Source organism: Nocardia sp. NPDC055050 (assembly GCF_053608345.1).
The window spans coordinates 24,329-50,474 of record NZ_JBSGVG010000028.1 but is presented as its reverse complement, the minus strand read 5'-3'; the positions used below and the strand labels follow the sequence as shown (position 1 = coordinate 50,474).

Below are 26,146 nucleotides of genomic sequence, written 5' to 3'. Positions count from 1 at the left end.
GGACTCGCCGAACACCATGGCAGGCCCTATGCCGCTGTCTTCGCCGAACGCGTGACATAGCGGCCTTGCAGCGCAATAATGCGTTTCATGGCAGGCAAGCGTACGACCCTGACCGTCCGGCTCCGCAGGCTCGCGGCCATGTTGCGCGAGTTGCGCGAAAGCGCCCAGCTGAGCAAGGAAGACGTCAGCGCGCGAACCGGAATCAACGTCACCACGCTCTACCGGATCGAAATGGCGCAGGCGCGCCCACAACGTCGCACTCTCGGCGCCATGCTCGACCTGTATCAGGTCGACGACAAAATGCGCGAGGAAGCGCTCAGTCTGCTGACCGACGCGTTGAAACCCGGCATGTCGCGACCTTACGAAGGCGCGGTGTCGGAGGTGTATGCGAATTACATCAACTTCGAGGCGGAAGCGTTGTCGGCCAGGCAATACCAGACCTCGACGGTGCCCGGCCTGCTGCAGACCTTCGAGTACGCCGCGGCCGTGATCGACACCTCGATGCCACGCCTGGATGCCTCGGTGATGGAGAGCCGGGCGCAGGCGCGCATGGATCGCGCCATCAACCTGACCAAGGACGACCCGCTGGAATTGTGGGTGGTGATGGACGAGGCGGCGATCCGCAGGGTGGTCGGTGGACCCGCGACGATGGCAGGCCAGCTCGACCGGCTGCTCGACGAGACCAAGCGCAAGAACGTGATCCTGCAGGTACTTCCGTTCGACGCGGGCGCGCACCCCGGCATGGCGGGCTCGTTCACGCTGCTCGACTTCCGCAATCCCGTCGACCCCGAACTGGTGTACGTGGAGAGTATGTCCGTGCACGATCTGGTCGAGGGGCACTCGGAGATCCGGCGATTCGGCGTGATCTTCGACCAGCTGCGGGCGATGGCGTTGAGTCCCCGCGATTCGGCCAAGCTGATCACCGAGGCACGGGACGCGATCACCCGGTCCGCGTCCGCTCAGTAGCGGCTGGCCCGGCGGAAACCGATCGCGGCCGGTAGGGCGAAGATCGCGATCGCGCCGAGCGACCACGCCAGGGTGGCCAGCAGCGGGCCACGCACCGGCCCGCCGAGCGAGAGGCCGCGCATGGTGTCGATGGCGTGCGTGAGCGGGTTGTGCTCCACGATCGGGCGCGCCCAACCGGGATAGGCGGCGAGCGGGACGAATCCGGTGCTGAAGAACATCAGCAACGACGAGCCCAGCGAAACAACCTCCACCAGTGCGGATCTAGCCGTGTACACCGCCAGTGCGGTGACCATCGTCGCGAAGCCGAGTCCGTACAGCACCGGGATGGCGAACAGGGCGATCGCGGCGGGCAGGCCCTGGGTGAAGCGGAATCCGAGCGCGATGCCGACCGCGAAGATCACCACGGTGCACACCAGGATCCGGACGCCTTCGGCCAGGACGCGCGACAGCAGACCCGAGGCGCGATGGACCGGCAGTACCCAGAATCGGGAGAGCAGTCCCTCGTCGCGCTCGCGGCCCAGGGTGACCGCTCCGGCCAGGGAACCCGACATCACCCCGACCAGTGCGACCATCGGGACCGACCCGTAGAGGGCGTCGGCGCCCGCGAACGACGACACCTGTTTGCCCAGTACGGCATTGAGCATCACCAGCAACAACGCGGGGAAGAGCAGGGCCTGCATCACGGTCAACGGGTCTCGACCCCAGCGAGTCAGCAGGCGCCGGGTCTGGATCACGGTCTGCGGTAGCAGCATTCGCAGCGACTCGCTGTGCCGCGCGAGGGCGGGCAGGGGAAGGGTCGTCATGCGGCCCGCCGGGCGGCATGGCGCCAGGACAGACCGCCGCAGACCACCAGGATGCCGAGCGCCCAGGCCAGACCGGGGCCCAGCGTCGCGAGGTCGACGGTGCCCGCGTCGCCGGTGGAATCGCCCGCCAGCGCGCGCAGGCCGTCGACGAACTGGGAGACGGGCTGATTGCGGGCGAAACCCTGGATCCAGCCGGGAAATTGGCTCGCGGGCGCGAAGCCGGTGGACACCATGCCGAAGATCAGCTGGGGCAGGACGAGGATCTGGGTGGTGGCCTCGGGACTGGCGGACACGCTGCCGAGCAGATCGGCGCCGCAGCTCAGGGCCGTCGCGATCAGCAGCGAGAACGCGAGGAAGCCGACTGTGTGCCACCAGCTTCCGTAGAACCGGAACCCGATGACGGCGCCGCAGACGAGCGCGGCGCCGACCGCGATCACCGCGCGGTGGGCGGCCGCGGTGATCCTGGCCGCGAACGGGACCCAGCGTGGCATCGGCAGGGTCGCGAACCGGACATCGAGGCCGTCACGGGCATCGGTGGCGGCACGGAACGCGGCCGAGATGGCGCAGAACGCCACGGCCTGCATGACGATCATCGGCATCAGGAACTGGGCGTAGCTGCTCAGGCCGTGCCCGTAGACGGTCATCACGAGGTTGAGCGGGACGTAGAAGCCGAGGGTGAACACCGCGGGGGCGAGCAGGGCGGTGAGGATCTCACCGGTGCGCCATGCCGGGCGGATCAGCCGTCGCGCGAGCACCCACCACTGGGTGAACGCCACCGTCGGCGCGCGGTCGGGCGTGAGCACGTCGGCGGTCGGCACGCCCCCATCGTGGTCGATGCGCGCGGTGGTGCCGGGGAACCCGATCAGCATGTCGTGCGCGCGGAGGGCGGGGTGGTCGCGAGGATGCGGGCGATTTCGGGGAGGACGTCGGGTGCGGTGAGTTCGCGCGGGGTGGCGTCGAGGACGAAGCCGGTGACCGCGCCCTCGACGTAGGGGCGCCACCGGCGAACTGTGGCACCGGGGTCGAGGCGATCGGTGCCGCCGGGCTCCCGGCCCGGGATGCACACGGTGAGGTCGCCGAGGAGCCACGAGGGCCGGTGTCCGGCCACCATGCGTGCGGCTGTGGCGCTCAGGTCGGCCAGTCGGTCGAGATCGTCGCCGGTGACGTCGATCGTTCCCGCCGTGGCGGCATTGATCGCCGCGGCGGTGTCGTCGGAGGTCGGGGTTGTCGAACCTTCCACAGCTGCGTCGAAGGCCGGGCTGTCGACACCGAGCAGCGAGGCGATACGGTCGGTCGGCAGCGGCGCCGGGGCGGGCGCCTCGGGGTCGGTGGCGAGAACGACGACACGGACTCGCTCGCCTGCCGCACGGAGCCGAACCGCGACTTCGTGGGCGACGAAACCCCCTGCGGACCAACCGAGTAGCTGGTACGGGCCGTGCGGGGCGATGCGGCGGATCTCGGCGAGACAGCGGGTGGCGTAGTCGCGGATCGTGCGCGGTTCGGCGCTCGCCTGCAGACCGTAGATCGGGACGCGAGGATCGAGGTGGGCGACCAGGCCCACATAGTTCCAGGCCAGGACCGCTTCCCCGGCCAGGCAGAACAGCGGTGTGCCGTCGACATAGGCGCTGTGCGGGCGGATCGGCAGCACCATCGCCGTCGCCGCGGAATCGGCACGCTCGCCGACGGGCGGCTCCGTCGAACAGGAATCGGGCCGACCTGCCGTCCACTCGCAGGCGGACGGCAGGTCGGCCGGATCGTCAACGGTGCTCACAACACATGATACGTCGCACGAAACCCCCAGCAGCCCAATACTTTCGGGGGCTTCCGCCACAGACCGACCGCGCATCCGAACTCCTTCGCCGACCCGACCACAGATGGTGTGAGTTCCACTGTCGCGCGGGACGGCCCCGACCCCAACCCTCCCCGGGGCCCGGTCTCGCCCACCCAGGTGGCGGTGAATCCACCCTTGGTGTCAATAGGTGTTCGCGGGCAGGCTGCGTGCGCCGGACCACAGATCGTCGATCAAGCGCTCATAGCTGTCGGCGAGGTCGTCGAGGCGGACCCATGCGTCGTAGAAGACCGACTCGGGGGCGCCGGCCAGGCCGACGAACGCCTGGGAACAGTGCTTGGCCAGGCGATCGACCAGGCCGCCGAGGGTTTCGCAGTGTTCGTCCGCCGCGGCGTGCGGAACGGGGGCGGCGAGGATCACCCAGCGGTCGATCGCGCGCATCAGCTGGGCCCGGCGCCGGTCGATGCGCTCGGACTCGCTCAGCGGGGAGCGCTCGCGCAACTGGTGCAGCAGTGCCAGCTCCCCGGCGGCATCGAGGATGGGGTGGTCATCGTGTGGCAAACCACGGAACGCCGCGAGGAGCACGTCCCGGCCGGGCAGCATCGCCTCTCGTGCCGCGTGCCGCATTTCACCGCTCCCCCGCCGAACCGACGACGTCAACGTGCGAAATCTTCATCTGGCACACCTCCGGCTCGGGCACGGCACCCCGGCGGGGGTGCCATCGCGTGCGGACGGAACACGCCGGGTGGACACCGATCGCATCCACCCGGCAACCATTCCGCCACCACTGTCCCCTACAACGGCCCGTCGGCGGAAGCGAATCGGCACCGGACATCCAAATTGTCCGCTTCGCCGCCCCTTGTCCGCCGCGCCCCCAGGCCTGCTTACTGCACGCGCAGACTGCCGAAGAGGCCGTCTTTCTCGTCTTCGGGACCTGCCGTGAAGTAGAGGGCGTTCGCGTCGCCCAGGCTTTCGCCGTTGCCGAACATCAACGCCCACAGGCCCGCGATCTCGACCGGCTTCGCCTCACCGTCGCGCAGATAGTCGACGAAGGTGCCGGTGGTGTCGTCGTAGGCGAGGACCCGGCCGAGGCCACCGAAGTTGCCGATCAGCAGTTTGCCCGACAGCGCGCCGAAGTTCGACGGCGCGATCGCCACACCCCACGGCGCGTTGAGCCTGCCGCCGTCGTCGATGATGCGCACCAGCTTGCCCGCCCCGTCGAACTCGGCGACCTTGCCCTTGTCGGGCTTGCCGTGGGAGTCCTTGTCCTGGTCGGCGTCGAGCGAGGCTTCCTCGGCCTTGTCGAAGGCTTTCGGGTCGTTCTCGTCGGGCTGCGTCACGGCGTAGGACACGAACACCCGGCTGCCCAGGGTGGTGATGTTGAACGGCGCGGGATCGCCTGGCTTGGCCTTCTTGCCCTTCTCGGGCGAGGACGCGTCGATCACCTCACCGGTGGCGAACGGGTTGGCGAAACCGGTGGTCGCGACCGGCTGCCAGAACTTGTCGAAGGTGCGAACCTGCGGGTCGGCACCGAAATCGGCGGCCAGCAGCTTGTCACCCGAGGGCGCCAGCGCGATTCCGAAGAAGGCCATGCCCGCAGCGGAACCGTCGAACACCTGGTTCGCGCCGCCGTCGCGGCGCACGATCGCGCCGTCGGGGGCCTGTTCGGTCCAGGCCGAGATCTTGCCCGAGTCGGTGGCGAAGATGAAGCGCGAGGAACCGCCGAGCGGGATCGGCACACCGTCCACATCGACCCACTGGTCGCGCACCGCGAACAGATCCGAGGTGATCGGCGCCGGGTTGAACACGACGCCGGTGACCTTGCCGATGCTCTTGTCGGAGGTATCGGCATCGGCGCCGGGGACGCCGACGAGCTTGAGCTGGTCCTGGGTCAGCTTCTGCAGCTTGGGATCCGAGGACGACTGCACGTCGCCGAGGAACTGGAACGACTTGCCGCCCGCGCCGACCCAGAAATGCCCACCCGCGCCCTTCGGCCGATCGGCCAGTCCCCAGGCGTTGACCATGCCGGGCAGCGTGAACTGGGCGTGATAGGAGTCCTTGTCGGCGGCCAGGTTGGTCTGGCCGTAGCGGTTGCCGTCCAGCGCGGCCACATCGTCGCTCGAGGGCTCGGTGTTCGAGCACGCCACGGCGAGCAACACTGCCGCGCCGAGTACCGCACCGCGCACCAGCCCGGACCGCACCCCGCGGGCGCCCCTCACATGTCCGTTCACGTTCTTGTCCTTTCGACCTTCCGCCGGACGGCGTTCAGGCGAGGCTGACCTTATCGTGGCTGATGCGGCGGTGTGCCGTGACCGTCGCAGGAAGCACAGGGCTACGCTGTCGGCCGTGGTCGAACCTTCCCCCAACATCGCCCCGCATCCCGACATCGCCGCCCTGGCACCACTACTCGGCACCTGGCGCGGTCGGGGCAGCGGCGAATACCCGACCATCGAATCCTTCGACTACGTCGAGGAGATCACCTTCGGGCACCTGGGCCGACCGTTCCTCACCTACAAGCAGCGCACCAAGGCCGGCTCCGACGGCAGGCCGCTGCACGCGGAGACCGGCTACCTGCGCAGTCCGGCGCCGGGCCGGGTCGAATTGATACTCGCCCATCCGACCGGAATCACCGAGATCTGCGAGGGCACGATCACCGAAACGGTGGACGGAATTCGTCTGGAATTGAACTCCACGAATATCGGTCTGAGCGAATCAGCAAAGCCGGTTACCGCCGTCGGACGCTCATTCCATGTCACCGGCGACACCATCGAGTACACGCTACGAATGGCGGCGGTCGGCGAATCTTTGCAGCATCACCTAGCGGCAACTCTGCAACGCGGCTGAGTCACGCGCAATTCGGCAAGTTACCCGAGCATGACCTTTGATCAGCGCATTTGCCGGATCGAAACCGATAATTCATCTTTTCATCACGGCCCGGTAGCAGTTGTGTTCGAACACGCCCGCACATAGGGCAACAATTGTGTGTCGCTTACTGCCGTCGCCTGTTGCCGAAGTAACCGCCGTTCTACGGTGGTGCATCAGCTAATCCTCAGACAATCGAACGACCTGCCCCGCGAACACGTCGAAACCCTGAATGAGGGAGACGAACCATGAGGCGTTCTACTTTGATCTTGACCACGGCGGGGATGATCCTCGGCGGCGCGGCCGCCATCGACGTCCTCGACAGCGCGGCCACCGCCGCACCCGAGCCCGTTGTCAGCTACAACGTGCTGCACGACACAGCGACATCCCACACCGACAGCACATCGCTCGCGGTGGTGCGGGGTCTGCTGGCGACCGAGAACGCCGACTGACCCGACACCATCACGAATTCCGTACGGCCCGCAGGCCCGTTCGGCGGCGCGATCAGTAGCCGGCGGGTAGTGCGGCGAACATATCCCGGGTGACAGCCACCGCGTTGTCGGAACTGCCACCCTTCACCAGCAGTGTCGCGAAGGCGATATCCCCGCGATAGCCGATGAACCACGAGTGCGACCCACCGTCGACCTCGGCCTCGCCGGTCTTGCCGTAGACCTCACCTTGATCCCTGATGCGTTCGGCCGTGCCACCCGTGACCACCATGCGCATCATCGAACGCAGCCCCTCGACCACCTCCGGCGCGATCGCGGGCCGATCGCCGGTGATCTCGGTGGGCCTGCCCGCGATCAGATACGGCACCGGCGCGGCACCATGGGCGACCGTCGCGGCCATCACGGCCATGCCGAACGGGCTCACCACCACTCGGCCCTGGCCGATGCCGTCTTCGGCGCGCTGGACGAGCCCCTCGGCCTTCGGCACGGACCCGGACACGGTCGGTAGACCTTCGACCTTGTAGTCCTGGCCCACGCCGAGACGCGCCGCTGCCTCGGTGAGCGCGTCGGGTTCTAGCTTGCTGGCCAGCCTGGCGAAGGTGGTGTTGCACGAGCGTTCGTAGGCGGTGGCCATCGGCACTTCACCGACGGTGAACATGTTGTAGTTGGGGATGGTGCGCTCGCCGATGATGGTGCTGCTCGGACAGGCCAGCACGGTGTCGGGCGTGGCCAGCCCGGAGGCCATCGCCGCCGACGCCGTCACCGTCTTGAAGATCGAGCCCGGCGGGTACTGACCGCTGGTGGCCACCGGCCCGTCGCGGTCGGCGAACTTGTTCTGGGCCACCGCGAGGATCGCACCGGTCGACGGGCGCAGCACCACCATCATCGCCTGCTCGGTGCGCAGGTCGACCGCGTGCTGGGCGGAATTCTGCACGAACCGATCGATGCTCAGCGCGAACGACGGCGCGGGTTCGGCCACTTCCTCGTGCAGCACGTCGAGGTCGGCGCCGTCGGCATTGCGGGTGACCACGCTCCAGCCCGCCTTGCCGTCGACCTCGGCGATCACCGTCTTGCGGACCTGGGTGAGCAGGTCGGGCGCGAATTTGCGGTCGGTGGGCACCATGTCCCATTCCTGGGTCAGGGTCACGCCGGGCAGGCCGATCAGTTCGCCGCCGATGGTCTCGGCCTCGTACTCGTTGAGCAGGATCACGGTGTGCGCGCCGTCGGTCTTGCGCGCCGCGGTGAGGATGGACTGCGGGGTGTAGGCGACAGGGTCGATACGGCTCAGCGCCGCGGCGAGCGCACCGGCGACGCGGCTGGGGTCGGGGGCGTCGGCCACGGTGAACTTCACCCGCGAGATCTTGCCGGGGACCAGCACATCGCTGCCCGCGGCCTCGTTCACCCTGGCGCGCGGCGCGGGTCGGGTGCGCAACTCCATGCTCTGGGTGTCACCCAGTTTGGGGTGGATGTCGGCGGAGCTCCAGCGGACCAGCCAGCGCCCGTCACTGCGGCCCATCTGCAATTCGCCGGAATAGGTCCACTGACGACCCTTCGGCAGGGTCCACTCGTAGGTGTAGTCGACCGTCGCGGTGTCACCGTTGACGCGCGCGTCGCCGGTGCGGATCGACAGCTTCTCCGCCTGCAACGCCTGCCACGTCGAAGTCAGTGCCGCCGCGGCCTTCTCGGGTGCGGTGGTGAGCGCCGCGGCCGCGGGGAGATCGTGTTCGGCGAACGCCTCGGCGAAGGCGTCGGCGGCGGGCACCGGCCCCTGGGCACCGGAAGAACAGGCCGTCGCCGCGACAGCGAGGGCGGCCACCGCGCACGTGGTGAGCATCCGTGTCCTCATCGGCACCGATGGTAGCGGCGAAAAGCCCTCCGACCTCGGCGCCACGCGCCAAAGTTTCAGTCCAGCAAGACGGTTGCGAAGGTAGCGATCTGACGGAATCCCACCCGGCTGTAGGCGCGGCGGGCGACGCGGTTGTAGTCGTTGACGTAGAGGCTCGCCGTACGGCCCGTTGCCACAACAGCATTGGCGACCGAGGCGGTCCCGGCGGTCCCCACACCCGCACCCCGGAATTCGGGATGCACCCACACGCCTTGGATCTGGCCGGTGCGTCGCGACAGCGCGCCGATCTCGGCCTTGTAGACGACCTCACCGTCCTCGAAACGTGCCCAGGCCCTACCGGATTCGATGAGATTCTTGATCCGCCTCCGATAGCCACGCCCACCGTCACCCGTGCGCGGGTCGATGCCGACCTCTTCGATGAACATCGCGATCGCGGCGGTCAAATAGCGGTCGATCTCGTCGGGCCGCACGCGGCGCACTCCCCCGTCGGCGCGCGCGGCGGCCGGCCTGGCCAGTGCCAGCAGGGGCTGATCGGCGCGCAGTTCCCTGGCCGGGCCCCAGGCCGGGAGCAGCATCTCCCACAGCGGGAGTGCGAGTTCCTGCCTGCCGACCACCGAGGAACACACCCGCGGCCAGCGGCCTGCCCGATCGGCGAACGCGCGCAATGCCTGCTGGTCACCGCGCAGCGGCACCAGATTGGCGCCGGAGAAACACAGGGAGTCGGCCGGTCCGCCGCGGCTCCACAGCTCACCGGCACCGGTCCGGGAGTCGATCCCGAATTCCTGCACCCGGGCCGCGATCATGCACGACGCCACCGGGTCGGCGTCGAGGACGCGCAGCACCTCACCGACATCTCGCACGGCCACCGGGCGCGCGGGAGCGGTTTTGGACCGTCGCGTCGGCTCCAGCAGACTCCGCACGGCACAAGCCTGCCACGAAAGCACGCCGAGCGGTACGGGTCCGCCGAATCCGGCGGATGACTGTGCGGAAGCCGGTTCAGCTCACAGAGACAACGGGCTCAGTGCCCGGCTCCGCGTCCATCTGTTCGGCGATGCGCATCGCCTCTTCGATCAGGGTCTCCACGATCAAATGCTCGGGCACGGTCTTGATGACCTCACCCTTGACGAAGATCTGCCCCTTGCCGTTACCGGAGGCGACACCGAGGTCGGCCTCGCGTGCCTCGCCGGGCCCGTTCACGACACAGCCCATCACCGCGACGCGCAGCGGCACCTCCAGGCCGTCCAGACCGGCGGCGACCGCGTCGGCCAGGGTGTACACGTCCACCTGAGCGCGTCCGCACGATGGGCAGGACACGATCTCGAGCTTGCGCGGGCGCAGGTTCAGCGACTGCAGGATCTGGCTGCCGACCTTGATCTCCTCGGCGGGCGGGGCCGAGAGCGACACGCGGATCGTGTCGCCGATGCCCTCGCTGAGCAGCGCGCCGAAGGCCACCGCGGACTTGATCGTGCCCTGGAACGCCGGGCCCGCCTCGGTGACGCCGAGGTGCAGCGGGTAGTCGCTCTGCGCGGCGAGCTGGCGGTAGGCCTCGACCATGATCACCGGGTCGTTGTGCTTGACCGAGATCTTGATGTCGCCGAAGCCGTGCTCCTCGAACAGGCTCGCCTCCCACAGCGCCGACTCGACCAGCGCTTCGGGGGTGGCCTTGCCGTACTTCTCCAGCATCCGCTTGTCCAGCGAACCGGCGTTGACGCCGATGCGGATCGGGATGCCCGCGGCGCCCGCGGCCTTGGCCACCTCGCCGACGCGGCCGTCGAATTCCTTGATGTTGCCCGGGTTGACGCGCACCGCGGCGCAGCCCGCGTCGATGGCGGCGAAGATGTAGCGCGGCTGGAAGTGGATGTCGGCGATCACCGGGATCTGCGACTTCTTCGCGATCGTGGCGAGCGCGTCGGCGTCTTCCTGGCGCGGACAGGCCACCCGCACGATGTCGCAGCCCGAGGCGGTGAGCTCGGCGATCTGCTGCAGCGTGGCGTTGATGTCGTGGGTCTTGGTGGTGGTCATCGACTGCACCGAGATCGGCGAATCGCTACCGACGCCGACATTGCCGACCATCAGCTGGCGGGTCTTGCGCCGGGGTGCGAGAACAGCAGCGGGGGCGGCGGGCATCCCCAATCCGATTGTGCTGGTCACGTTCGGCTGCCTTCTTTCGTACGTTTCGCGGATCGACCTGGGTTGTTGATGCCGAGCTTAGTCGCGCAAGGTAACCGGGCGCCCTGTGAGGGGCACGACACCGGTCGTCTCACCTCAGGGCAGACGGATCGGGTTGACGATATCGGCGGCCAAGGTCAGCACCATGAACGCACCACCGATCACTACCGCCACATAGGTCACCGGGAGCAGCTTCAGATAGTCGACCGGACCGGCAGGGGCCTTGCCGAGCCAGCCGCGGATCGTGTTCCGGATCTTCTCGTAGAGCACCACCGCGATATGCCCGCCGTCCAGCGGCAGCAGGGGCAGCAGGTTGAATGCTCCCAGGAAGAAGTTCAAGCTGGCCAGCACCATAATGAACATGCCCCACAGGCCACGCTCGGCGGTCTCGCCACCGATGCGGCTGGCACCGTAGACGCTGACCGGGGTCTCCGGATCGCGCTCGCCACCGGTCACCGCTTCCCACAGCGCCGACACCTTCTGCGGCATCTTGGCGAGCGACTTCACCGTCTCGACGAAGAAATCACCGGTGAACGAGATGGTGGCGGGGATCGCCGCGATCGGGCCGTACTGCTTCGGCTCGGCGTAGTCGGGGCCGACGCCGACCGCGCTCACTTCACGACTCGCGCCTTCCTTGGGCGAGCGCATGACCCGTTCCGGGGTGACCGGGACCGTCAGCGTGGTGCCGTCGCGTTCGATCGTGTAGGTGAACGTGCCGGTCTGCTTCTGGGTTTCGGCCTGGAACTGCGCCCAGGTGCTCACCTCGACACCGTTCACGGCCTTCACCACGTCACCACGCTGCAAACCGGCGCGCTGGGCGGGTCCGTCGCCGGTGCAGGGGGCGAGGGTCTTCTGCGGGGTCTCCTGCGCGACACAGCTCATGGTGCCCAGCGCGGTGGCAGGCGGCTGCTCGAGCTGGGGCAGGCCCCAGCCGACTGCGAGGACCATCAGCAGGACGAACCCGAGCAGGAAGTTCATGCCGATGCCGCCGAACATCACGACCAGGCGCTTCCAGGTCGACTGGCGATACATCGCCCGGTCGACCTCCTCCGGTTCGAGCTCGTCGAGCGCCGTCATGCCCGCGATGTCGCAGAAGCCGCCCAGCGGCAGCGCCTTGAGCCCGTACTCGGTCTCCCCGCGACGAAACGAGAACACCTTCGGCCCGAAGCCGATGAAGTAGCGGCGCACCTTCATGCCGGTGGCCTGCGCGGCCCACATGTGCCCGCACTCGTGCAGCGCGATCGAAATCGTGATACCGAGAGCGAACAGTGCGAACCCCAGCGCGAAAACCATGTGGGCCCTTCTCTTTGGCGGCTGGCGCCGCGTGTTTTCGGCCTCGTAACCCCGAATCCGAGGGGCGATACTGCGCCTGCGGCGTTCCGTCACGCCCCTCGGATCCGGGGCGGCCGAAAACGTGGTGGTCTCGTTGTGGTCGTCAGGTCAGGACGTTGTTTCACCGTCGATGGTCTTCGCGGCGTACTCCCGTGCCCAGCGGTCGGCCGCGAGGACGTCGTCCAGGGTATCGGGTTCGGCGTGCCAGCGGTCGGCGGCCTCTACCGCGCGGGTGACGGTGCGCACGATGGCGGGGAAGGTGATCTTGCCGTCGAGGAAAGCTTGGACCGCGACTTCGTTGGCGGCGTTGTAGACCGCGGTGACGCTGCCGCCCGCTTCGCCTGCCTGCCTGGCCAGGCGGACGGCGGGGAAGACCTCGTCGTCGACCGGCTCGAAGGTCCAGGTGGAGGCGGTACCGAAATCGCAGGCGGCGGCCGCGCCGGGGATGCGGTCGGGCCAGCCCAGCGCCAGGGCGATGGGGAGTTTCATGTCAGGGGGGCTGGCCTGGGCCAGGGTGGAGCCGTCGGTGAAGGTGACCATCGAGTGGACGATCGACTGGGGGTGGACGGTGACGTCGATCCGGTCGTAGGGCACACCGAACAGCAGGTGGGTCTCGATCAGTTCCAGGCCCTTGTTCACCAGCGAGGCCGAGTTCAGGGTGTTCATCGGGCCCATCGACCAGGTCGGGTGGGTCTTGGCCTCCGCGGGGTTCACCGATTCGAGCATCTCGGTGCTCCAGCCGCGGAACGGTCCACCCGACGCGGTGAGCACGAGGCGGTCGACCTCCTGCGCGCGACCGCCGCGCAGGCACTGGGCCAGCGCCGAGTGCTCGGAGTCGACGGGCACGATCTGGCCGGGCGCGGCCGCCCGCGTCACCAGGGAGCCGCCCGCGACCAAGGATTCCTTGTTCGCCAGCGCCAGGCGGGTGCCCGCGTGCAGGGTGGCCAGCGTGGGTTCCAGACCCAGCGAACCCACCAGCGCATTGAGCACGACATCGGCGTCGGTGCGGCGGACCAGTTCGGTCACGGCGTCGGGGCCGCCGAGTTCCAGCCCGAGCGCCTGGGCGGCGGCGGGATCGGCGACGGCGACATTGCGGGTGCCGGTGGCGGTCATCTGCTCGGCGAGCAGGGCGGGGTTGCCGCCGCGTGCGGCCAGCCCGACCACCTCGAAGCGGTCGGGGTTGGCGGCGATCACCTCGAGCGCCTGGGTACCGATCGAACCGGTACTGCCGAGAAGCAGCACCTTCACCCGATCGGTGGACGGGGAACTGTCGTGCGTGGCACGCGTTGCGGGGTGGGACACGGGCCCATTGTGGCAGGGCTGCTGGCTACGACGGACGGTCGTATGCCACGATATGCTCACTCGCCCAACCAGAACTCGAGCCCTTAGGAGCGATCGTGGCAGCCACGGACCTCGATAAAGCCAGCACCGAGCGTGCCGTCGCCACCAGCGTCGACCCCGCCGAGGTGCCCTCGGCAGCATGGGGCTGGAGCGGTGAGTCGCGCAAGACCTTCCGCATCGCGGGTTGGGTCGTCATCGTGGCCCTGCTCGGGATGACCATCGGCAACCACAAGGGTCATGTCGAGGACATCTTCCTCGTCGGCCTGGCAGGCGTGATGGCGATCATCCTGGTCGTCGATTCGCTCACCCAGCGGATGCCGAAGTAGTTCTTCGACGACACGTACGTCCACGCCTGCGGCAATCACCATGCGCCGCAGGCGTTTTCGTGCGTCAGCGGCCGCGCCGGGCCGGTTTGCGGCCACGCGCGACCGGCTTCTTCGGCGCCGGTTTCTTGGCCGCGGGCTTCTTCACCGCGGGTTTGCGCGCGGGCGCCGTGGCGCGCTGCTCCGGTTCCGCGACCCCGCCGCGCGAGCTGTTGGCCGAGCGGCCGCGCACGATGCCGACGAACTCCTCGAGCAGATCGCTGTCGGTCCCGGCAGGCCAGGCCAGCGCGATCTCGGTGAACTCGGTGTCGCTGATCGGGCGGTAGACCAGGTCGCGGCGGTGATGCAGGCGCGCGATCGATTGCGGCATGATCGCCGCGCCGCCCACGGCGGCGACCAGGGCGAGAGTGTCGACGGCCTGATCGAGATCGGCACTGTCCTGGATCGTCTCGTCGGCCAGATCCGCCGGGTTGATCGTCTCGAGCAGTGACAGCGCGTCGTCTTTCTGCACGACCGCGACCGGCGTCTCCTGCCACAGCGCGATCGCGTTGGTCGCGGTCCGGTCGATGGGCAGCCGGACGAAGCACAGGTCGACGCGCCCCTCGCGCAGCACCGACTCCTGCTCGCCCTGCGCGACGCCGACCACCTCGAGCGGGTGGTCAGGTAGCCGCTCGCCCCAGCTCCGCGCCCACTTCGACACCGTCACTCCCGGCACGAACCCCACCCGCAGGCTCGCGGGCGCGTCGGGCTTCTGCTCCCGTTCGGCTTGCTCCCGCACCCGGATCAGGTCCCTGGCACGCGCGAGCAGGGCGGTGCCGTCGTCGGTGAGCTGGGTGGGCGAAGCGCCCGGCACGAAGACGCGGGTGCCGAGCTCTTCTTCCAGCTCGATCACGGTGGCGCTGAGAGCCTGCCGGGGGATCCGCAGCGCCTTGGCGGCGCGGGCGAAGTGCAACTCCTCGGCGACCGCGACGAAACGACGCAACCGGTCGAGGTCGATGGAGTCGGCGGCGGTGACGTCGAAGTCGCTCATTCTGACCAGAATATGGCACCCGCCGATCGGGTCGACGAGCCGATCAGAGGTTGGCCAGCAGCGCGATCACGCCGGCGATCACGATGACGACGACCAACAGGACCGCGTAGGCGCCCAGTGCCGATCCCCAGCCGCCCCGTTGCGGCGGCGGATTCGGGATCGGCACCGGTTGCTGCCGATACTGCGGCGGGGGCGCGTACTGCGGCTGCGGCATCCGCGGGGGCATCGGAGCGGGGTTGTACTGCGGGATGGGAGTGCCCGTCGAGCTCACCGGGCGCATGGGCTGCATGCCGACGAACGGCTGCGCGTGCGACCCCGAGGTCGGCCGGGCGATCGGGCGGGCACCGGTGGTTCCGGTGCGCACCGCACGCTGCGCGGCGTCGACGAACTCCTCGCACGAGGTGAACCGATCGGCGGGTCGCTTGGCCAGCGCACGCGCCATCACGGCGTCGAGCACCGGCGGCAGGCCCGCGCGGCGCGGACTGATCGGGGGTGGCGGCGCTTGCAGATGACCGGTGATCACCGCGGCCGGGCTGGTCGATTCGTAGGGCGCGCTGCCGGTCAGCAGTGTGTAGAGCGTGCATGCGAGGGAGTACTGGTCGGCGCGGTGATCCAGCGCGGCGCCGGTGAGCTGCTCTGGCGCGGCGTAGGCCAGCGTGGCGGTGAACGATCCGGTCTCGGTGAGATGACCCGAATCGTCGCGCAGCCGTGCGATGCCGAAGTCGGTGAGATACACCCGCTCCTGGCTGCTGGAACGCGCCAGCAGGATGTTGGCGGGCTTGACGTCGCGGTGCAGCACCCCCGCGCGATGGGCGTAGTCGAGCGCGGCGGCGGTCTCACCGATGATCTGCAGCGCCCGGTCCGGCGGCAGGGAATGCGGATCCAGCGAGGAGGCATCGATCCCGTCGATGTACTGCATGCTGATCCACAGCTGATCGCCCTCGACGCCGCGGTCGAACACGGTGACGATATTGGGGTGGTCGAGCTGCGCGACCAGGTCGGCTTCACGCTCGAACCTGGCCCGGATCTCCTTGTCGGAGAACAACTCCCGATTCAGCAGCTTGAGCGCCGTCCATCGGGGCAGACGCGGGTGCCTGGCCAGATACACCGATCCCATCCCGCCCTGACCCAGCTGCCGGTCGATCGTGTAGCCGGCGAACACCGTCCCGTCAGAAACCACTCTGACCCCCGAATCTCGCTCTTCGTCCGACGGCCTGGACCCTACCAAACGCCAGGACCCGCGAATCGGTGCAGTACACCGCTGTGTGGCAGGTTCAACCCAGTGGAAAGCGGGCGATGTCGGCGAGGAGAACAGGCATATCGGCCTCGACTGTGGTGAAAGCCGAGCCGCGCTGGAAGACCAGCACCCATCGTTCTCGCGCGGAATCGCTGAAGGTGGACACCACGGCGGAGCCACTGTATCCGCCGTTGTAGGCCTGTTCACGATGGTGGTCGGTACGCGAGCCGGTCGAGGTGTTTCCCTTGTCACCGGTCTCACCACGAAACCGATTCACTGCCTCGACTGCGTCTGCCGCGGTCGCGAAGGCGTAGAAGAAATAGTCGGTATCGGCACTGTCCAGACTGCCGCACGACCATTTCGCGTCTGCCTCCTGAAACGTCAACTCCCACAGGAGTTCGTTCCGGATCTTCGTGTTCGCGTACGCCGAGCACTCACGACCCTCGAATCCGGGGCCGTCCGCGAATCCGGTCGGCACCATCTGGGGAAATGCCTGCGACATCGCGGCCAGATCTTTGTGCGCACGCGATCGTTCCAGCATGTCCGAAATCCAGGTGCTCTCGTCCTGCCACACCCAGGTGACGGCGCCGCCGATGATCAGTGTCAAGGTCAGCAACACCGCTGCGACTACCCGGCCGCCCTTTCGTCGCGGCACCGGCGCGCGGTAACCGGAGCTTCGCGGCATCGGCGGCGGTGCGTAGCCCGGGTTCGGCTGGGGCGCGGCGAAGCGCGGCGCGTGCCCGCCGTCACCGTACGGATTCGGCTGGGGGTGTCGGGGCACCGAGCGCGCACCGGCGAACACGGTGGGTTGCGCACCGGTGCCACTCAGCGCACGGCGTGCGGCAGCCGCGAATTCGGCGCAGGAGTCGAATCGGTCGGTGGCGCGTTTGGCGAGGGCGCGGGCGAGGACCGCGTCCATGGCTGCGGGCAGATCCGGTCGACGGGCGCGCAGCGACGGGGGTGGGGATTGGAGGTGTCCCTGGATCACCTGCACCGGGTTCGGCGCCTCGAACGGGGCGACGCCGGTCAGCAGCGAGTACAGGGTGCAGGCCAGGGCGTACTGGTCGGCGCGTGCTCCAATTGCGCGGCGAGGTCGGCCTCGCGCTCGAACCTGGCACGAATCTCGTTGTCGGCGAACAGCTCCGGATTCAGCAGCTTCAACGCGGTCTGCCGAGGCAGGCGCGGATGCCGGGCAAGATACACCGAACCCATCCCGCCGCGCCCCAGCTGCCGTTCGATCGCGTACCCGGCGAAGACGTCCCCCGTCGCAAGCATGGTCCCCCGTTGTCCACCGAAGCAGTGCCCGGCCTTCAGCGAATATCCCCGCCGCCGACCAGCACCAACCCTAATCGGCGCGAGGACAGGGCACTACACCCCGGCTCAGTCCTCCACCCGCACACCCATCGACCGCGCTGTGCCCGCGACGATGCGCATCGCCGCTGCGACATCGTCAGTGTTCAGGTCGGGGAGTTTGCGGATCGCGATGCGGCGCAATTGATCCCGGCTGATCGCCCCCACCGGTTTGTGCCCGGGCTGCGGGGAGCCGGGGTGGCCGAGAGCCTTGCGGATCAACGATGCGGTCGGTGGGGTCTTGAGCCGCATCGTCCAGCGTTTGCGGGCGTCGATCGTGATGACGGCCGGAATGATCTCGCCACGCCGATCCGCGGTGGCGGCGTCGTAGCGCCGTTTGACCTCGAAGGGCGCGACGCCGGTCGGACCGAGCATCTTGCCGAGGATCATCAGCGAGGCGTTGCCCGCTTCGAGCTCGAGAGTGACTGTGACAGAGGCTGTTTCGCGCGCCATAGTCAACGATCTCGGATGCACGCGTCGATCCGGTCCCACGACGGTAACGCCTGGGCCGCAACCCGCTCCAGCGGTTCGGTTCGCCTGATCCCGATTCGCCTGTCAGTCTGTGGGCGTGAAACGGGACGTTTCCGCTCGCCTGGAGGTCGCGGTCCATGCCGATTCGGTGCTGCAGTGTCAGATCGCTGTCGCCCGCCAGCCAGGACTCGATCTCATCGAGTCCATGACATGCTCGCTCGACGGTGAGTTCCTCACGCCGCGCGAAGTGGTCGGTCCGCACGGTTCCCGGATCCACGTGCTCGACGTGCGCGCGGGGACCCTCCGGATCGACTATCAGGCGACCGTCCTGGGCACCGCCGTCCTCGCGCCGCCGTCCGACTACGACCTCGCGCTGTACCGGCGGCCGAGCCGCTACGCGGAGTCGGACAAGCTGCTCGGCTTCGCGGCAGCCGAATTCGGTTACGGCATCGCCGATCCCGAGGTGGCCAACCGCGTCTCGTCGTGGATCGGCAGACGGATCACCTATGTCTCGGGCAGTAGCACGCCCATCGACGGCGCGGTCGAGACACTGCTCTCCGGCACCGGCGTCTGCCGCGACTTCTCGCATCTGATGGTCGCGCTGTTGCGCGCCGTCGGCGTCCCCGCCCGGGTCGCCGCGGTCTACGCGCCGGGCTGTGTGCCGATGGACTTCCACGCCGTCTGCGAGGCCTACATCGACGGCGAGTGGCGCACCTACGACCCGACCGGCCTCGCGCCGCGCTCGAGCCTGGTACGCATCGCCACCGGCCGCGACGCCTCCGATATCGCCTTCCTGGACAACCACGGCGGCGACATCACTTTGAACTTCATGTCGGTCAACGCCTTCGTCGCGGGCCCACTCCCCTACGACGACTTCATCGCACCGAGCAGCATCGTCTGAGCTCGGACACGTCTCCCCGAGCTCATCACGGCGGCGAGGGCCCTAGCCCTCGGCGGCGAGCTGACCGCAGGCGGCGGCGATCTCCTGGCCGCGGGTGTCGCGCACGGTGCACGACACGCCCTGGGCGATCACGCGACGCACGAACTCCTTCTCGACCGGCTTGGGGCTGGCATCCCACTCGCTGCCCGGTGTCGGGTTGAGCGGGATCAGGTTCACGTGCACGAGCGGACCGAGCGCCTTGTGTAGTTTCTTGCCCAGCAGATCCGCCCGCCACGGCTGGTCGTTGATATCGCGGATCAACGCGTACTCGATCGACACGCGACGCCCGGACTTGTCGGCGTAATACCGTGCGGCGTCGAGCACTTCGGCGATCGACCAGCGATTGTTCACCGGCACCAGAGTGTCGCGCAGTTCGTCGTCGGGGGTGTGCAGCGACACCGCAAGCCGCACCGACATGTTCTCGTCGGCCAGCTTGCGGATCGCGGGCGCCAGGCCGACGGTCGACACCGTCACCGACCGCTGCGAAATACCGAGCCCGTCGGGAGCGGGCGAAGTGATCCGGCGAACCGCGTTCACCACCCGCTTGTAGTTGGCCAGCGGCTCGCCCATCCCCATGAACACGATGTTGGACAGCCGTCCCGGGCCGCCGTGCACCTCGCCGTCACGCAGGGACGCCGCGGCGGCACGCACCTGGTCGACGATCTCCGCCGTCGACAGGTTGCGAGTGAGCCCCGCCTGCCCGGTCGCGCAGAACGGACAGGCCATTCCGCACCCAGCCTGACTGGAAATGCACAGCGTGTTGCGGTCGGGGTAGCGCATGAGCACGCTCTCCAGCAACGTCCCGTCGTGCGCCTTCCACAGCGTTTTGCGGGTGTCGCCCTCGTCGCAGGCGATATTGCGCACCACCGACAGCAGCGGCGGGAACAGCGTCTCGCCGACCTTCGCGCGCACATCGGCGGGCAGGTCGGTCATCAGGGCGGGATCGGACTGCAGGCGACCGTAGTACTGACGGGCCAACTGGTCGGCACGGAACTTCGGCAATCCCAGCTCCTGCACCGCGGCCTTGCGTTCGTCCGAATCGAGATCGGCGAGGTGGCGCGGCGGCATACCGCGGCGCGGGGCATCGAACACGAGGGGCAGGGAGATGGCCATAGTTTCACCATTGTCCCAAACGCCACGTCGGACCTGCCACGCCGGGCGACGTTATCGAGAAGATGCGTGCGTGAGCCATAGCAGTCGGCCATGATCGAACCATGAGTACACATGCGGAATCCGGTGCGTCACCGGCCGAGCACGACCCGCCGGCGACCGATCTCACCGGCAAGCACAGCAAGCCCGCCGAACCGGCGAAACCCGCGGCCGCGCCGGTACCCGTCCCGCGCGACGCCGTGCACGGGTCCCGCACCGGCTACACCTGGATCGCGTTGCTGGCCGCCGCCCTGCTCGGCATCGTGCTGCTGACCTTCATCATCCAGAACCTCGACAAGGTCCGTACCAATCTGCTGTTCTGGGATTTCGAACTGCCGCTCGGTATCACCGTGTTGCTGTCGGTGATCGCGGGCGCGCTGGTGATGGGTCTGGTCGGCGGGGTGCGCATTCTGCAACTGCGGCACGCCGCCAAGCGGTCGTCCTGACGCTGAGTCGATCAGATCAGCGCGCTGAGTACCAGCCAGGAGACGAACGCCGAGGGCAGCATCGAGTCCAGGCGATCCATGATTCCGCCGTGCCCCGGCAGCAGCGTCCCCATGTCCTTGATGCCGAGTTCCCGCTTGATCTGCGACTCGATCAGGTCACCGATGGTCGCCACGGCCACCAGGCCGACACCGAGCACCACACCGATCATCGAGTTCGCCTCGAGCAGCAGCGTGACGGTCAGCAGACCGCCGATCACGCTGAACACCAGCGACCCGCAGAACCCCTCCCACGACTTCTTCGGACTGATCGCGGGCACCATCGGATGCCTGCCGAACAGCACACCGGCGACGTAGCCGCCGACATCGGAGCACACCACCAGGATCATGAAGGTGAGTACCCGGAGATTGCCGTCGGGTTCGAGCAGCAGCAGCGTCGAGAACGCGGCCAGCAACGGAATCCAGGTGAGGGTGAACACGGCGATCGCCGTGTCACGCAGGAAGTTCTTCGGCGCGGTACTGAGGCCGTGGTCGAACAGACGCCACACCATGCACACCAGCGCGGTGGCGGCGAACGCGCCGAGCACCCCACCTGCCCCCCACGGCCAGCCCAGCCAGAACACCGCCTGACCGCCCACCAGCAGCGGAATCCGCGGTACCAGCACATCGGCTTCGCGCAGCCGCTTGGTGACCTCCCAGGTCGCCACGCCGACGCCGATGCCCGCGACCGCGATGAACACCTTCGGGACGAACAACAGGATCGCGATCAACGACAGCCCGAGCGTCAGCCCGACTGCCAGTGCCGCCGGCAGATTGCGCCCGGCCCGTGAGGTCGGGGCGGGCGGCTGCTCGTCCTGCGGCGCGGCCGCGGTCTCCTCGACCTTGTCCGGCATGGGATCCGGTGCCGCCCCGGTGGCGGCGGCGTCTTCGGCCACGATTGTCCCGTCGCTCAACTCGTCGTTCCGTTCATCCCCCGCACGAGCGGGACTGGCGAGATCTGGCGCTCAGACCTCGAGCAGTTCGGCTTCCTTGTGCTTGACCAGCTCGTCGACCTGGGCCACATACTTGGCGGTGGTCTTGTCGAGCTCCTTCTCGGCGCGCCCGACCTCGTCCTCACCCGCTTCGCCATCCTTCTGGATGCGACCGAGTTCGTCCATCGCCTTGCGGCGGACGTTGCGAATCGAGACCTTGGCGTCCTCGCCCTTGCTCTTGGCCATCTTGACCATCTCGCGGCGGCGTTCCTCGGTGAGCTGCGGCACCGAGATGCGCAGGATGTCGCCGTTGTTGGTCGGGTTCACGCCCAGGTCGGAGTTGCGGATGGCGTTCTCGATCAGGCCGAGCGAGCTCTGCTCGTAGGGCTTGATCACGACCATGCGCGGCTCGGGCACGGTGATGCTCGAGACCTGGGTGATCGGGGTGAGCGAGCCGTAGTACTCGATCAGCACACGGGTGAACATGCCCGGGTTGGCGCGACCGGTACGGATGCTGCCCAGGTCGTCCTTCGCCACCGTGACGGCCTTGTCCATCTTCTCTTCGGCATCGAAGAGCGCTTCATCAATCACGACCGAATCCTCCACAGCGTCGTCATCGTCATCGTCCGCGGGTGCGGGGTCACGACCGAACCAGGGTGCCGATGGGTTCACCGGCGACCGCGCGGGCAATATTGCCCTTGATCAACAGATTGAACACCAGCATCGGCATCTGGTTGTCCATGCAGAGACTGAACGCGGTGGCATCGGCCACCTTCAGGCCCTTTTCGATCACTTCCTTGTGGGTGATCTCGGTGAACATGCTCGCATTCGGGTCGACGCGCGGATCGGCGTCGAACACACCGTCGACCGCTTTCGCCATCAGCACCACGTCGGCGCCGATTTCCAGCGCGCGCTGAGCGGCGGTGGTGTCGGTGGAGAAGTAGGGCATGCCCATTCCCGCGCCGAAGATCACAACGCGGCCCTTCTCGAGGTGGCGCTTGGCGCGCAGCGGCAGGTAGGGCTCGGCGACCTGGCCCATGGTGATGGCGGTCTGCACGCGGGTGTCCACACCCTGCTGCTGAAGGAAATCCTGGAGGGCCAGGCTGTTCATCACGGTGCCGAGCATGCCCATATAGTCGGAGCGCGCCCGCTCCATGCCGCGCTCCTCCAGTTCGGCGCCGCGGAAGAAGTTGCCGCCGCCGATCACCACGGCCACCTGCACGCCGGTCTCGACGATCTCGGCGATCTGCTCGGCCACGGTCTGCACGACGTCGGGATCGAGGCCCACTCCGCCACCACCGAACATCTCCCCACCCAGCTTGAGCAGCACCCGGTTGTATCCAGGGCGGTCGTTACCCGGGTCGGTCATGGGTGTCGGTCTCCTTCGGCGAGGTCGAGAGCGGGGCGAGCAGGCGGCATCCATCCTGCCCTATCAGGTTGCGGTCACCCGGAAGTGGGGTCGGTCGATCCATGAGGAAAGCCCCTCCGGCGCGGCATCACACCGCGCCGAAGAGGCTGTTCGTGAAGTTCAGGCGGATCAGGCCTGGCCGACCTCGAAACGAGCGAAACGCTTCACGTTCACGCCCGCCTCTTCCAGAAGCGCCTTGACGGTCTTCTTGGAGTCGGTGACGGCGGACTGCTCGAGCAGCACGACGTCCTTGAAGAAGCCGTTCACGCGGCCTTCGGTGATCTTCGCCAGCGCGGCTTCGGGCTTGCCCTCTTCGCGCGCGGTCTCCTCGGCGATGCGACGCTCGTTGTCGACGACATCGGCGGGCACCTCCTCGCGAGTCAGGTACTTGGCCTTGAGCGCGGCGACCTGCATGCCTGCGGCACGCGCGGCGTCGGCAGCGGCGTCGCCGGTGCCTTCGTACTCCACCAGCACGCCGACGGCGGGCGGCAGGTCCGAAGCGCGCTTGTGCAGGTAGGTGGCGACCGGGCCGTCGAAGGACACGACGCGACGCAGTTCCAGCTTCTCGCCGATCTTGGCCGACAGCGCCTGCACGGCGTCGTCAACGGTGCCGTCGGTCAGCTTGAGCGCCTTGAGTGCGTCCAGATCGGCCGGCTTGGCCGCGGCGGCCGCGGTCACGATCGCGTCGGCCAGCTGCTGGAACTCGGCGTTCTTGGCGACGAAGTCGGTCTCGCAGTTGATCTCGACCATGACGCCGTCCTTGGCGATGACCAGGCCTTCGGCGGTCGCGCGCTCGGCGCGCTTGCCGACGTCCTTGGCGCCCTTGATGCGCAGCACCTCGACGGCCTTGTCGAAATCGCCGTCGGAGTCGGCCAGCGCGTTCTTGCAGTCCATCATGCCGGAGCCGGTGAGCTCCCGGAGCCGCTTCACATCAGCAGCGGTGTAGTTCGCCATCGGGGGCGAGCCTCCTCGTGTGTGGGGTGCTTGGGTGTTAACACCACCTTGCCGACCGCTTCTGAATTCAGAAGGGCCGGCAAGGTGAACGTAGTGCTACCGGTCAGCTCAGAAGTCGGCCGGGGTGTGCTGTGCCGGGTCGGCCTTGACCTCGGCCTCGGCCTCGGCCGGGGTCTCGACGGCCGGGGCCTCGGTCGCGGCAGCGACATCGGCTTCGGCAGCCGGGGTCGCCGAGGACAGGAGCTCCTGCTCCCACTCGGCCAGCGGCTCGCCTGCGCCGGCTTCGGGCTTCGCGTCGCCGGAAGCCTGGCCCGCGCGGGCCTGCACGCCCTCGGCCACCGCGGAGGCGACGACCTTGGTGAGCAGTGCGGCGGAACGGATCGCGTCGTCGTTACCCGGGATCGGGTAGTCGACCAGGTCGGGGTCGCAGTTGGTATCCAGGATCGCGATGACCGGGATGTTCAGCTTGCGCGCCTCGCCGACGGCGATGTGCTCCTTGTTGGTATCGACGATCCAGATGGCCGAGGGAACCTTGGCCATGTCACGGATACCGCCGAGGGTGCGGTCCAGCTTGGTCATCTCACGCGTGAGCATGAGGATTTCCTTCTTGGTGCGACCCTCGAAGCCACCGGTCTGCTCCATCGCCTCGAGTTCTTTGAGGCGCTGCAGGCGCTTGTGCACGGTGGAGAAGTTGGTGAGCATGCCACCCAGCCAACGCTGGTTGACGTAGGGCATTCCGACGCGCAGCGCCTCGGAAGCGATCGACTCCTGGGCCTGCTTCTTGGTACCGACGAAGAGGACGGTGCCACCGTGGGCGACAGTCTCCTTGACGAACTCGTAGGCCTTGTCGATGAAGGTCAGCGTCTGCTGCAGGTCGATGATGTAGATGCCGTTGCGGTCGGTGAAGATGAACCGCTTCATCTTCGGGTTCCACCGACGAGTCTGGTGGCCGAAGTGCGCGCCGCTGTCGAGCAGCTGCTTCATAGTTACGACAGGCATAGCCTTCGTATCTCTCTTTCGTTGCCGGTTGTCGCGGTCGATCGGCGATCGACTGCCCTGGCGCCACCGAAACCGCCGGACCCGATTCGAAGAATCCGGGACCAGCCGACGATTTCCCTGTTCATCCGCTGGAGAACTCGCGCTGACATGCCCTCGCGGACCGTCTGCATTGCGAGCGACGACCGGATGGACGAGCACGGGTGGCGCGCGAAGTCGGTCCGTGCTGTGCACACGCATTGGCTGCTGAGCACAAACCGCTTGTTCAGTCTACGCGGAGCAGGGCCAGGTCCGAAATCGCCCCTGCGCAACGACCGCCCATTTCGCGGATGAAGTACGCGATATCCACATGCGGGAACGTTGTCCACATTCCCGAAATCGTTGTCCCGGTGGGGTTGTCCGGCGCCCAGAGTTGGGGCATGAACACTGTGACACGCACCCTGATCACTACATTTCCGCTGCTCTTCGCGGCGGGGGTCGCTGCCGCACCGGCCGCGGCACACCCTGAGAGCGGTGCTCCACCCGCAGCTCGACCTTCCGCTACCGACGTCGCACCAACGGTCCCACACCCCAGCGACCCATCGCCGATATGCGCCGGTGGCGGGGCACGCGGGGCCGTGGTCCTGGCCCACCCACCCGAGCGGGTCGGCCAGGCGACTCGCCCATCGCAGCGTGCGGCCGCGCCCGGCACGGTGCCGACAGCGCCGCCCGCGCCCAACCCACAGAACGCGCCCACCTCGACAGGCCGACCAGCGGCGGCCGCTGTTCCCGTTTCGATCATCCTCGCAGCGGCGGTAGCTGTGGAACTCCCGCCGAAGGCGGTCACGGAAGGTGCGCGCAGGAGTGGTTCGCCTGTCCAGCCGCCGGAGCACCCGTCCGGCGCCGTCTCGTGCGGCCGGGAATCGAATGTGGTTCCGGTGACCGTGCCCCGACCGGAACTCGTTCCCGCGCCTGTCCCGGTGCAGGTGACGATTCACGATTTCGGATCCGCGCCGGCACGACCGCAGGGTATGGATCCGAGTGCCGGGGCCCGGTCGGAGATAGGGATCAGGGTGCTGGCCGGAGGCGGGAACGGGTCGGCGGCGCAGCTGCCCGCGGTTCTGCGGGAGATGCTGCGGGCGCTGGCGGCGCAGCAGCGGGTGCCGACACCACGACCGCACCGCTGAGGCCTCGATGCTCGCGACCCACGACGGTGGGCTGAAGATGGCGGGTCGCGTTCTTCGGCCCGGTTGGTCCCGACCCCGCTCCACAGCGTGGCCGACTCGCGCCAACCGGCCCGGTCGGTCTGACGCCGTGGTGTGGTCGACGAACCGAGCA

28 protein-coding genes are annotated in these 26,146 nt (G+C 68.1%); 7 read left to right on the top strand and 21 right to left on the bottom strand.

Annotated features, from left to right (window positions below):
* Nucleotides 1-87: 87 nt before the first annotated feature.
* On the top strand, nt 88-966 hold the full coding sequence (locus tag ACWGCN_RS25230; protein ID WP_378655165.1) for a helix-turn-helix domain-containing protein: 879 nt from the start codon (nt 88-90) through the stop codon (nt 964-966).
* On the opposite strand, the gene ACWGCN_RS25225 is transcribed toward ACWGCN_RS25230, so the two are convergent.
* The 5 genes from ACWGCN_RS25225 to ACWGCN_RS25205 all read right to left on the bottom strand — a co-directional run bounded on the left by ACWGCN_RS25225 (nt 960) and on the right by ACWGCN_RS25205 (nt 5,789).
* On the bottom strand, nt 960-1,769 hold the full coding sequence (locus tag ACWGCN_RS25225) for an ABC transporter permease (RefSeq protein ID WP_452459616.1): 810 nt from the start codon (nt 1,767-1,769) through the stop codon (nt 960-962). The genes ACWGCN_RS25230 and ACWGCN_RS25225 overlap by 7 nt on opposite strands.
* A complete protein-coding gene (locus tag ACWGCN_RS25220; RefSeq protein ID WP_452459615.1) occupies nt 1,766-2,638 on the bottom strand; it encodes an ABC transporter permease in 873 nt (290 codons plus the stop codon). The genes ACWGCN_RS25225 and ACWGCN_RS25220 overlap by 4 nt, the downstream gene beginning before the upstream one ends.
* Nucleotides 2,632-3,540, bottom strand: coding sequence for a thioesterase domain-containing protein (locus tag ACWGCN_RS25215; RefSeq protein ID WP_452459614.1), 909 nt, complete (start codon nt 3,538-3,540; stop codon nt 2,632-2,634). The genes ACWGCN_RS25220 and ACWGCN_RS25215 overlap by 7 nt, the downstream gene beginning before the upstream one ends.
* Before the next feature lie 201 nt (nt 3,541-3,741).
* Nucleotides 3,742-4,185, bottom strand: a complete 444-nt coding sequence (locus ACWGCN_RS25210) for a hypothetical protein (RefSeq protein ID WP_452459613.1) — start codon at nt 4,183-4,185, stop codon at nt 3,742-3,744.
* Between the two features lie 257 nt (nt 4,186-4,442).
* Nucleotides 4,443-5,789: a TIGR03118 family protein gene (locus tag ACWGCN_RS25205; RefSeq protein ID WP_379315382.1), complete on the bottom strand. Its 1,347-nt coding sequence runs from the start codon at nt 5,787-5,789 to the stop codon at nt 4,443-4,445.
* 115 nt (nt 5,790-5,904) lie between these two features.
* Here ACWGCN_RS25205 and ACWGCN_RS25200 point away from each other — a divergent pair, with 115 nt between their 5' ends.
* Complete coding sequence (locus ACWGCN_RS25200; protein ID WP_378992223.1) at nt 5,905-6,402, top strand: peroxynitrite isomerase; 498 nt, start codon at nt 5,905-5,907, stop codon at nt 6,400-6,402.
* Nucleotides 6,403-6,668: 266 nt separating this feature from the next.
* Nucleotides 6,669-6,872 carry a hypothetical protein gene (locus ACWGCN_RS25195; RefSeq protein ID WP_378992222.1) on the top strand — a complete coding sequence of 68 codons (204 nt, stop codon included), beginning with the start codon at nt 6,669-6,671 and terminating at the stop codon, nt 6,870-6,872.
* Between the two features lie 52 nt (nt 6,873-6,924).
* Here the strand turns inward: ACWGCN_RS25195 and ACWGCN_RS25190 are convergent, their stop codons facing one another.
* From ACWGCN_RS25190 to dxr, 5 genes are all read right to left on the bottom strand, one after another.
* Nucleotides 6,925-8,715 carry a penicillin-binding transpeptidase domain-containing protein gene (locus ACWGCN_RS25190; RefSeq protein ID WP_452459612.1) on the bottom strand — a complete coding sequence of 597 codons (1,791 nt, stop codon included), beginning with the start codon at nt 8,713-8,715 and terminating at the stop codon, nt 6,925-6,927.
* A 56-nt stretch (nt 8,716-8,771) separates the two neighbouring features.
* A complete protein-coding gene (locus tag ACWGCN_RS25185) occupies nt 8,772-9,626 on the bottom strand; it encodes a GNAT family N-acetyltransferase (RefSeq protein WP_378992401.1) in 855 nt (284 codons plus the stop codon).
* Between the two features lie 85 nt (nt 9,627-9,711).
* On the bottom strand, nt 9,712-10,866 hold the full coding sequence (gene ispG / locus ACWGCN_RS25180) for a flavodoxin-dependent (E)-4-hydroxy-3-methylbut-2-enyl-diphosphate synthase (RefSeq protein WP_378992220.1): 1,155 nt from the start codon (nt 10,864-10,866) through the stop codon (nt 9,712-9,714).
* Nucleotides 10,867-10,980: 114 nt separating this feature from the next.
* Complete coding sequence (locus tag ACWGCN_RS25175; RefSeq protein ID WP_378992219.1) at nt 10,981-12,177, bottom strand: M50 family metallopeptidase; 1,197 nt, start codon at nt 12,175-12,177, stop codon at nt 10,981-10,983.
* 147 nt (nt 12,178-12,324) lie between these two features.
* Entirely contained in the window at nt 12,325-13,518 is a 1,194-nt protein-coding gene (gene dxr, locus ACWGCN_RS25170; RefSeq protein ID WP_378992218.1) for a 1-deoxy-D-xylulose-5-phosphate reductoisomerase, read from the bottom strand.
* Between the two features lie 95 nt (nt 13,519-13,613).
* On the opposite strand from dxr, the gene ACWGCN_RS25165 reads away from it, so the two are divergent.
* The gene (locus ACWGCN_RS25165) at nt 13,614-13,883 is read left to right on the top strand and encodes a DUF2631 domain-containing protein (RefSeq protein WP_378992217.1); all 270 of its coding nucleotides are present in this window, start codon (nt 13,614-13,616) and stop codon (nt 13,881-13,883) included.
* Between the two features lie 64 nt (nt 13,884-13,947).
* On the opposite strand, the gene ACWGCN_RS25160 is transcribed toward ACWGCN_RS25165, so the two are convergent.
* The 5 genes from ACWGCN_RS25160 to ACWGCN_RS25140 all read right to left on the bottom strand — a co-directional run bounded on the left by ACWGCN_RS25160 (nt 13,948) and on the right by ACWGCN_RS25140 (nt 17,950).
* Entirely contained in the window at nt 13,948-14,910 is a 963-nt protein-coding gene (locus ACWGCN_RS25160; protein ID WP_452459611.1) for a LysR family transcriptional regulator, read from the bottom strand.
* Between the two features lie 43 nt (nt 14,911-14,953).
* Nucleotides 14,954-16,090: a serine/threonine-protein kinase gene (locus ACWGCN_RS25155; protein WP_387442189.1), complete on the bottom strand. Its 1,137-nt coding sequence runs from the start codon at nt 16,088-16,090 to the stop codon at nt 14,954-14,956.
* 94 nt (nt 16,091-16,184) lie between these two features.
* Nucleotides 16,185-17,141, bottom strand: a complete 957-nt coding sequence (locus tag ACWGCN_RS25150) for a hypothetical protein (RefSeq protein ID WP_452459610.1) — start codon at nt 17,139-17,141, stop codon at nt 16,185-16,187.
* A 32-nt stretch (nt 17,142-17,173) separates the two neighbouring features.
* The gene (locus ACWGCN_RS25145; protein ID WP_378992212.1) at nt 17,174-17,422 is read right to left on the bottom strand and encodes a protein kinase family protein; all 249 of its coding nucleotides are present in this window, start codon (nt 17,420-17,422) and stop codon (nt 17,174-17,176) included.
* A gap of 105 nt (nt 17,423-17,527) precedes the next feature.
* Entirely contained in the window at nt 17,528-17,950 is a 423-nt protein-coding gene (locus ACWGCN_RS25140) for an uL11 family ribosomal protein (RefSeq protein ID WP_379316009.1), read from the bottom strand.
* Nucleotides 17,951-18,065: 115 nt separating this feature from the next.
* On the opposite strand from ACWGCN_RS25140, the gene ACWGCN_RS25135 reads away from it, so the two are divergent.
* A complete protein-coding gene (locus tag ACWGCN_RS25135; protein ID WP_387442183.1) occupies nt 18,066-18,869 on the top strand; it encodes a transglutaminase-like domain-containing protein in 804 nt (267 codons plus the stop codon).
* Nucleotides 18,870-18,911: 42 nt separating this feature from the next.
* Here ACWGCN_RS25135 and rlmN read toward each other — a convergent pair whose 3' ends face one another.
* Nucleotides 18,912-20,021, bottom strand: a complete 1,110-nt coding sequence (gene rlmN / locus ACWGCN_RS25130) for a 23S rRNA (adenine(2503)-C(2))-methyltransferase RlmN (RefSeq protein WP_378626392.1) — start codon at nt 20,019-20,021, stop codon at nt 18,912-18,914.
* A 101-nt stretch (nt 20,022-20,122) separates the two neighbouring features.
* On the opposite strand from rlmN, the gene ACWGCN_RS25125 reads away from it, so the two are divergent.
* Nucleotides 20,123-20,503, top strand: a complete 381-nt coding sequence (locus ACWGCN_RS25125; protein ID WP_379317489.1) for a LapA family protein — start codon at nt 20,123-20,125, stop codon at nt 20,501-20,503.
* Nucleotides 20,504-20,514: 11 nt separating this feature from the next.
* Here the strand turns inward: ACWGCN_RS25125 and ACWGCN_RS25120 are convergent, their stop codons facing one another.
* From ACWGCN_RS25120 to rpsB, 5 genes are all read right to left on the bottom strand, one after another.
* Entirely contained in the window at nt 20,515-21,393 is an 879-nt protein-coding gene (locus ACWGCN_RS25120; RefSeq protein WP_378992400.1) for a phosphatidate cytidylyltransferase, read from the bottom strand.
* A 111-nt stretch (nt 21,394-21,504) separates the two neighbouring features.
* On the bottom strand, nt 21,505-22,062 hold the full coding sequence (frr, locus tag ACWGCN_RS25115) for a ribosome recycling factor (protein WP_101468579.1): 558 nt from the start codon (nt 22,060-22,062) through the stop codon (nt 21,505-21,507).
* Between the two features lie 49 nt (nt 22,063-22,111).
* Nucleotides 22,112-22,840, bottom strand: a complete 729-nt coding sequence (gene pyrH / locus ACWGCN_RS25110) for a UMP kinase (RefSeq protein WP_378607015.1) — start codon at nt 22,838-22,840, stop codon at nt 22,112-22,114.
* A 168-nt stretch (nt 22,841-23,008) separates the two neighbouring features.
* The gene (tsf, locus tag ACWGCN_RS25105) at nt 23,009-23,833 is read right to left on the bottom strand and encodes a translation elongation factor Ts (protein ID WP_378992207.1); all 825 of its coding nucleotides are present in this window, start codon (nt 23,831-23,833) and stop codon (nt 23,009-23,011) included.
* A 108-nt stretch (nt 23,834-23,941) separates the two neighbouring features.
* Nucleotides 23,942-24,832 carry a 30S ribosomal protein S2 gene (gene rpsB / locus ACWGCN_RS25100; protein WP_062989975.1) on the bottom strand — a complete coding sequence of 297 codons (891 nt, stop codon included), beginning with the start codon at nt 24,830-24,832 and terminating at the stop codon, nt 23,942-23,944.
* A 914-nt stretch (nt 24,833-25,746) separates the two neighbouring features.
* Here rpsB and ACWGCN_RS25095 point away from each other — a divergent pair.
* Nucleotides 25,747-25,995: a hypothetical protein gene (locus tag ACWGCN_RS25095; RefSeq protein ID WP_452459609.1), complete on the top strand. Its 249-nt coding sequence runs from the start codon at nt 25,747-25,749 to the stop codon at nt 25,993-25,995.
* The last annotated feature ends 151 nt before the right edge of the window (nt 25,996-26,146 follow it).

What these genes read in the sequence shown, in the direction of transcription:
- ACWGCN_RS25230 (WP_378655165.1), top strand. Translation starts at nt 88, where the DNA reads ATGGCAGGCAAGCGTACGACCCTGACCGTCCGGCTCCGCAGGCTCGCG.
- ACWGCN_RS25225 (WP_452459616.1), bottom strand. Translation starts at nt 1,769, where the DNA reads ATGACGACCCTTCCCCTGCCCGCCCTCGCGCGGCACAGCGAGTCGCTG.
- ACWGCN_RS25175 (WP_378992219.1), bottom strand. Translation starts at nt 12,177, where the DNA reads ATGGTTTTCGCGCTGGGGTTCGCACTGTTCGCTCTCGGTATCACGATT.
- ACWGCN_RS25195 (WP_378992222.1), top strand. Translation starts at nt 6,669, where the DNA reads ATGAGGCGTTCTACTTTGATCTTGACCACGGCGGGGATGATCCTCGGC.
- ACWGCN_RS25160 (WP_452459611.1), bottom strand. Translation starts at nt 14,910, where the DNA reads ATGAGCGACTTCGACGTCACCGCCGCCGACTCCATCGACCTCGACCGG.
- tsf (WP_378992207.1), bottom strand. Translation starts at nt 23,833, where the DNA reads ATGGCGAACTACACCGCTGCTGATGTGAAGCGGCTCCGGGAGCTCACC.
- ACWGCN_RS25140 (WP_379316009.1), bottom strand. Translation starts at nt 17,950, where the DNA reads ATGGCGCGCGAAACAGCCTCTGTCACAGTCACTCTCGAGCTCGAAGCG.
- rpsB (WP_062989975.1), bottom strand. Translation starts at nt 24,832, where the DNA reads ATGCCTGTCGTAACTATGAAGCAGCTGCTCGACAGCGGCGCGCACTTC.
- ACWGCN_RS25210 (WP_452459613.1), bottom strand. Translation starts at nt 4,185, where the DNA reads ATGCGGCACGCGGCACGAGAGGCGATGCTGCCCGGCCGGGACGTGCTC.
- ACWGCN_RS25120 (WP_378992400.1), bottom strand. Translation starts at nt 21,393, where the DNA reads ATGCCGGACAAGGTCGAGGAGACCGCGGCCGCGCCGCAGGACGAGCAG.
- ACWGCN_RS25125 (WP_379317489.1), top strand. Translation starts at nt 20,123, where the DNA reads ATGAGTACACATGCGGAATCCGGTGCGTCACCGGCCGAGCACGACCCG.
- ACWGCN_RS25145 (WP_378992212.1), bottom strand. Translation starts at nt 17,422, where the DNA reads ATGCTTGCGACGGGGGACGTCTTCGCCGGGTACGCGATCGAACGGCAG.
- ACWGCN_RS25190 (WP_452459612.1), bottom strand. Translation starts at nt 8,715, where the DNA reads ATGAGGACACGGATGCTCACCACGTGCGCGGTGGCCGCCCTCGCTGTC.
- rlmN (WP_378626392.1), bottom strand. Translation starts at nt 20,021, where the DNA reads ATGGCCATCTCCCTGCCCCTCGTGTTCGATGCCCCGCGCCGCGGTATG.
- ACWGCN_RS25220 (WP_452459615.1), bottom strand. Translation starts at nt 2,638, where the DNA reads ATGCTGATCGGGTTCCCCGGCACCACCGCGCGCATCGACCACGATGGG.
- pyrH (WP_378607015.1), bottom strand. Translation starts at nt 22,840, where the DNA reads ATGACCGACCCGGGTAACGACCGCCCTGGATACAACCGGGTGCTGCTC.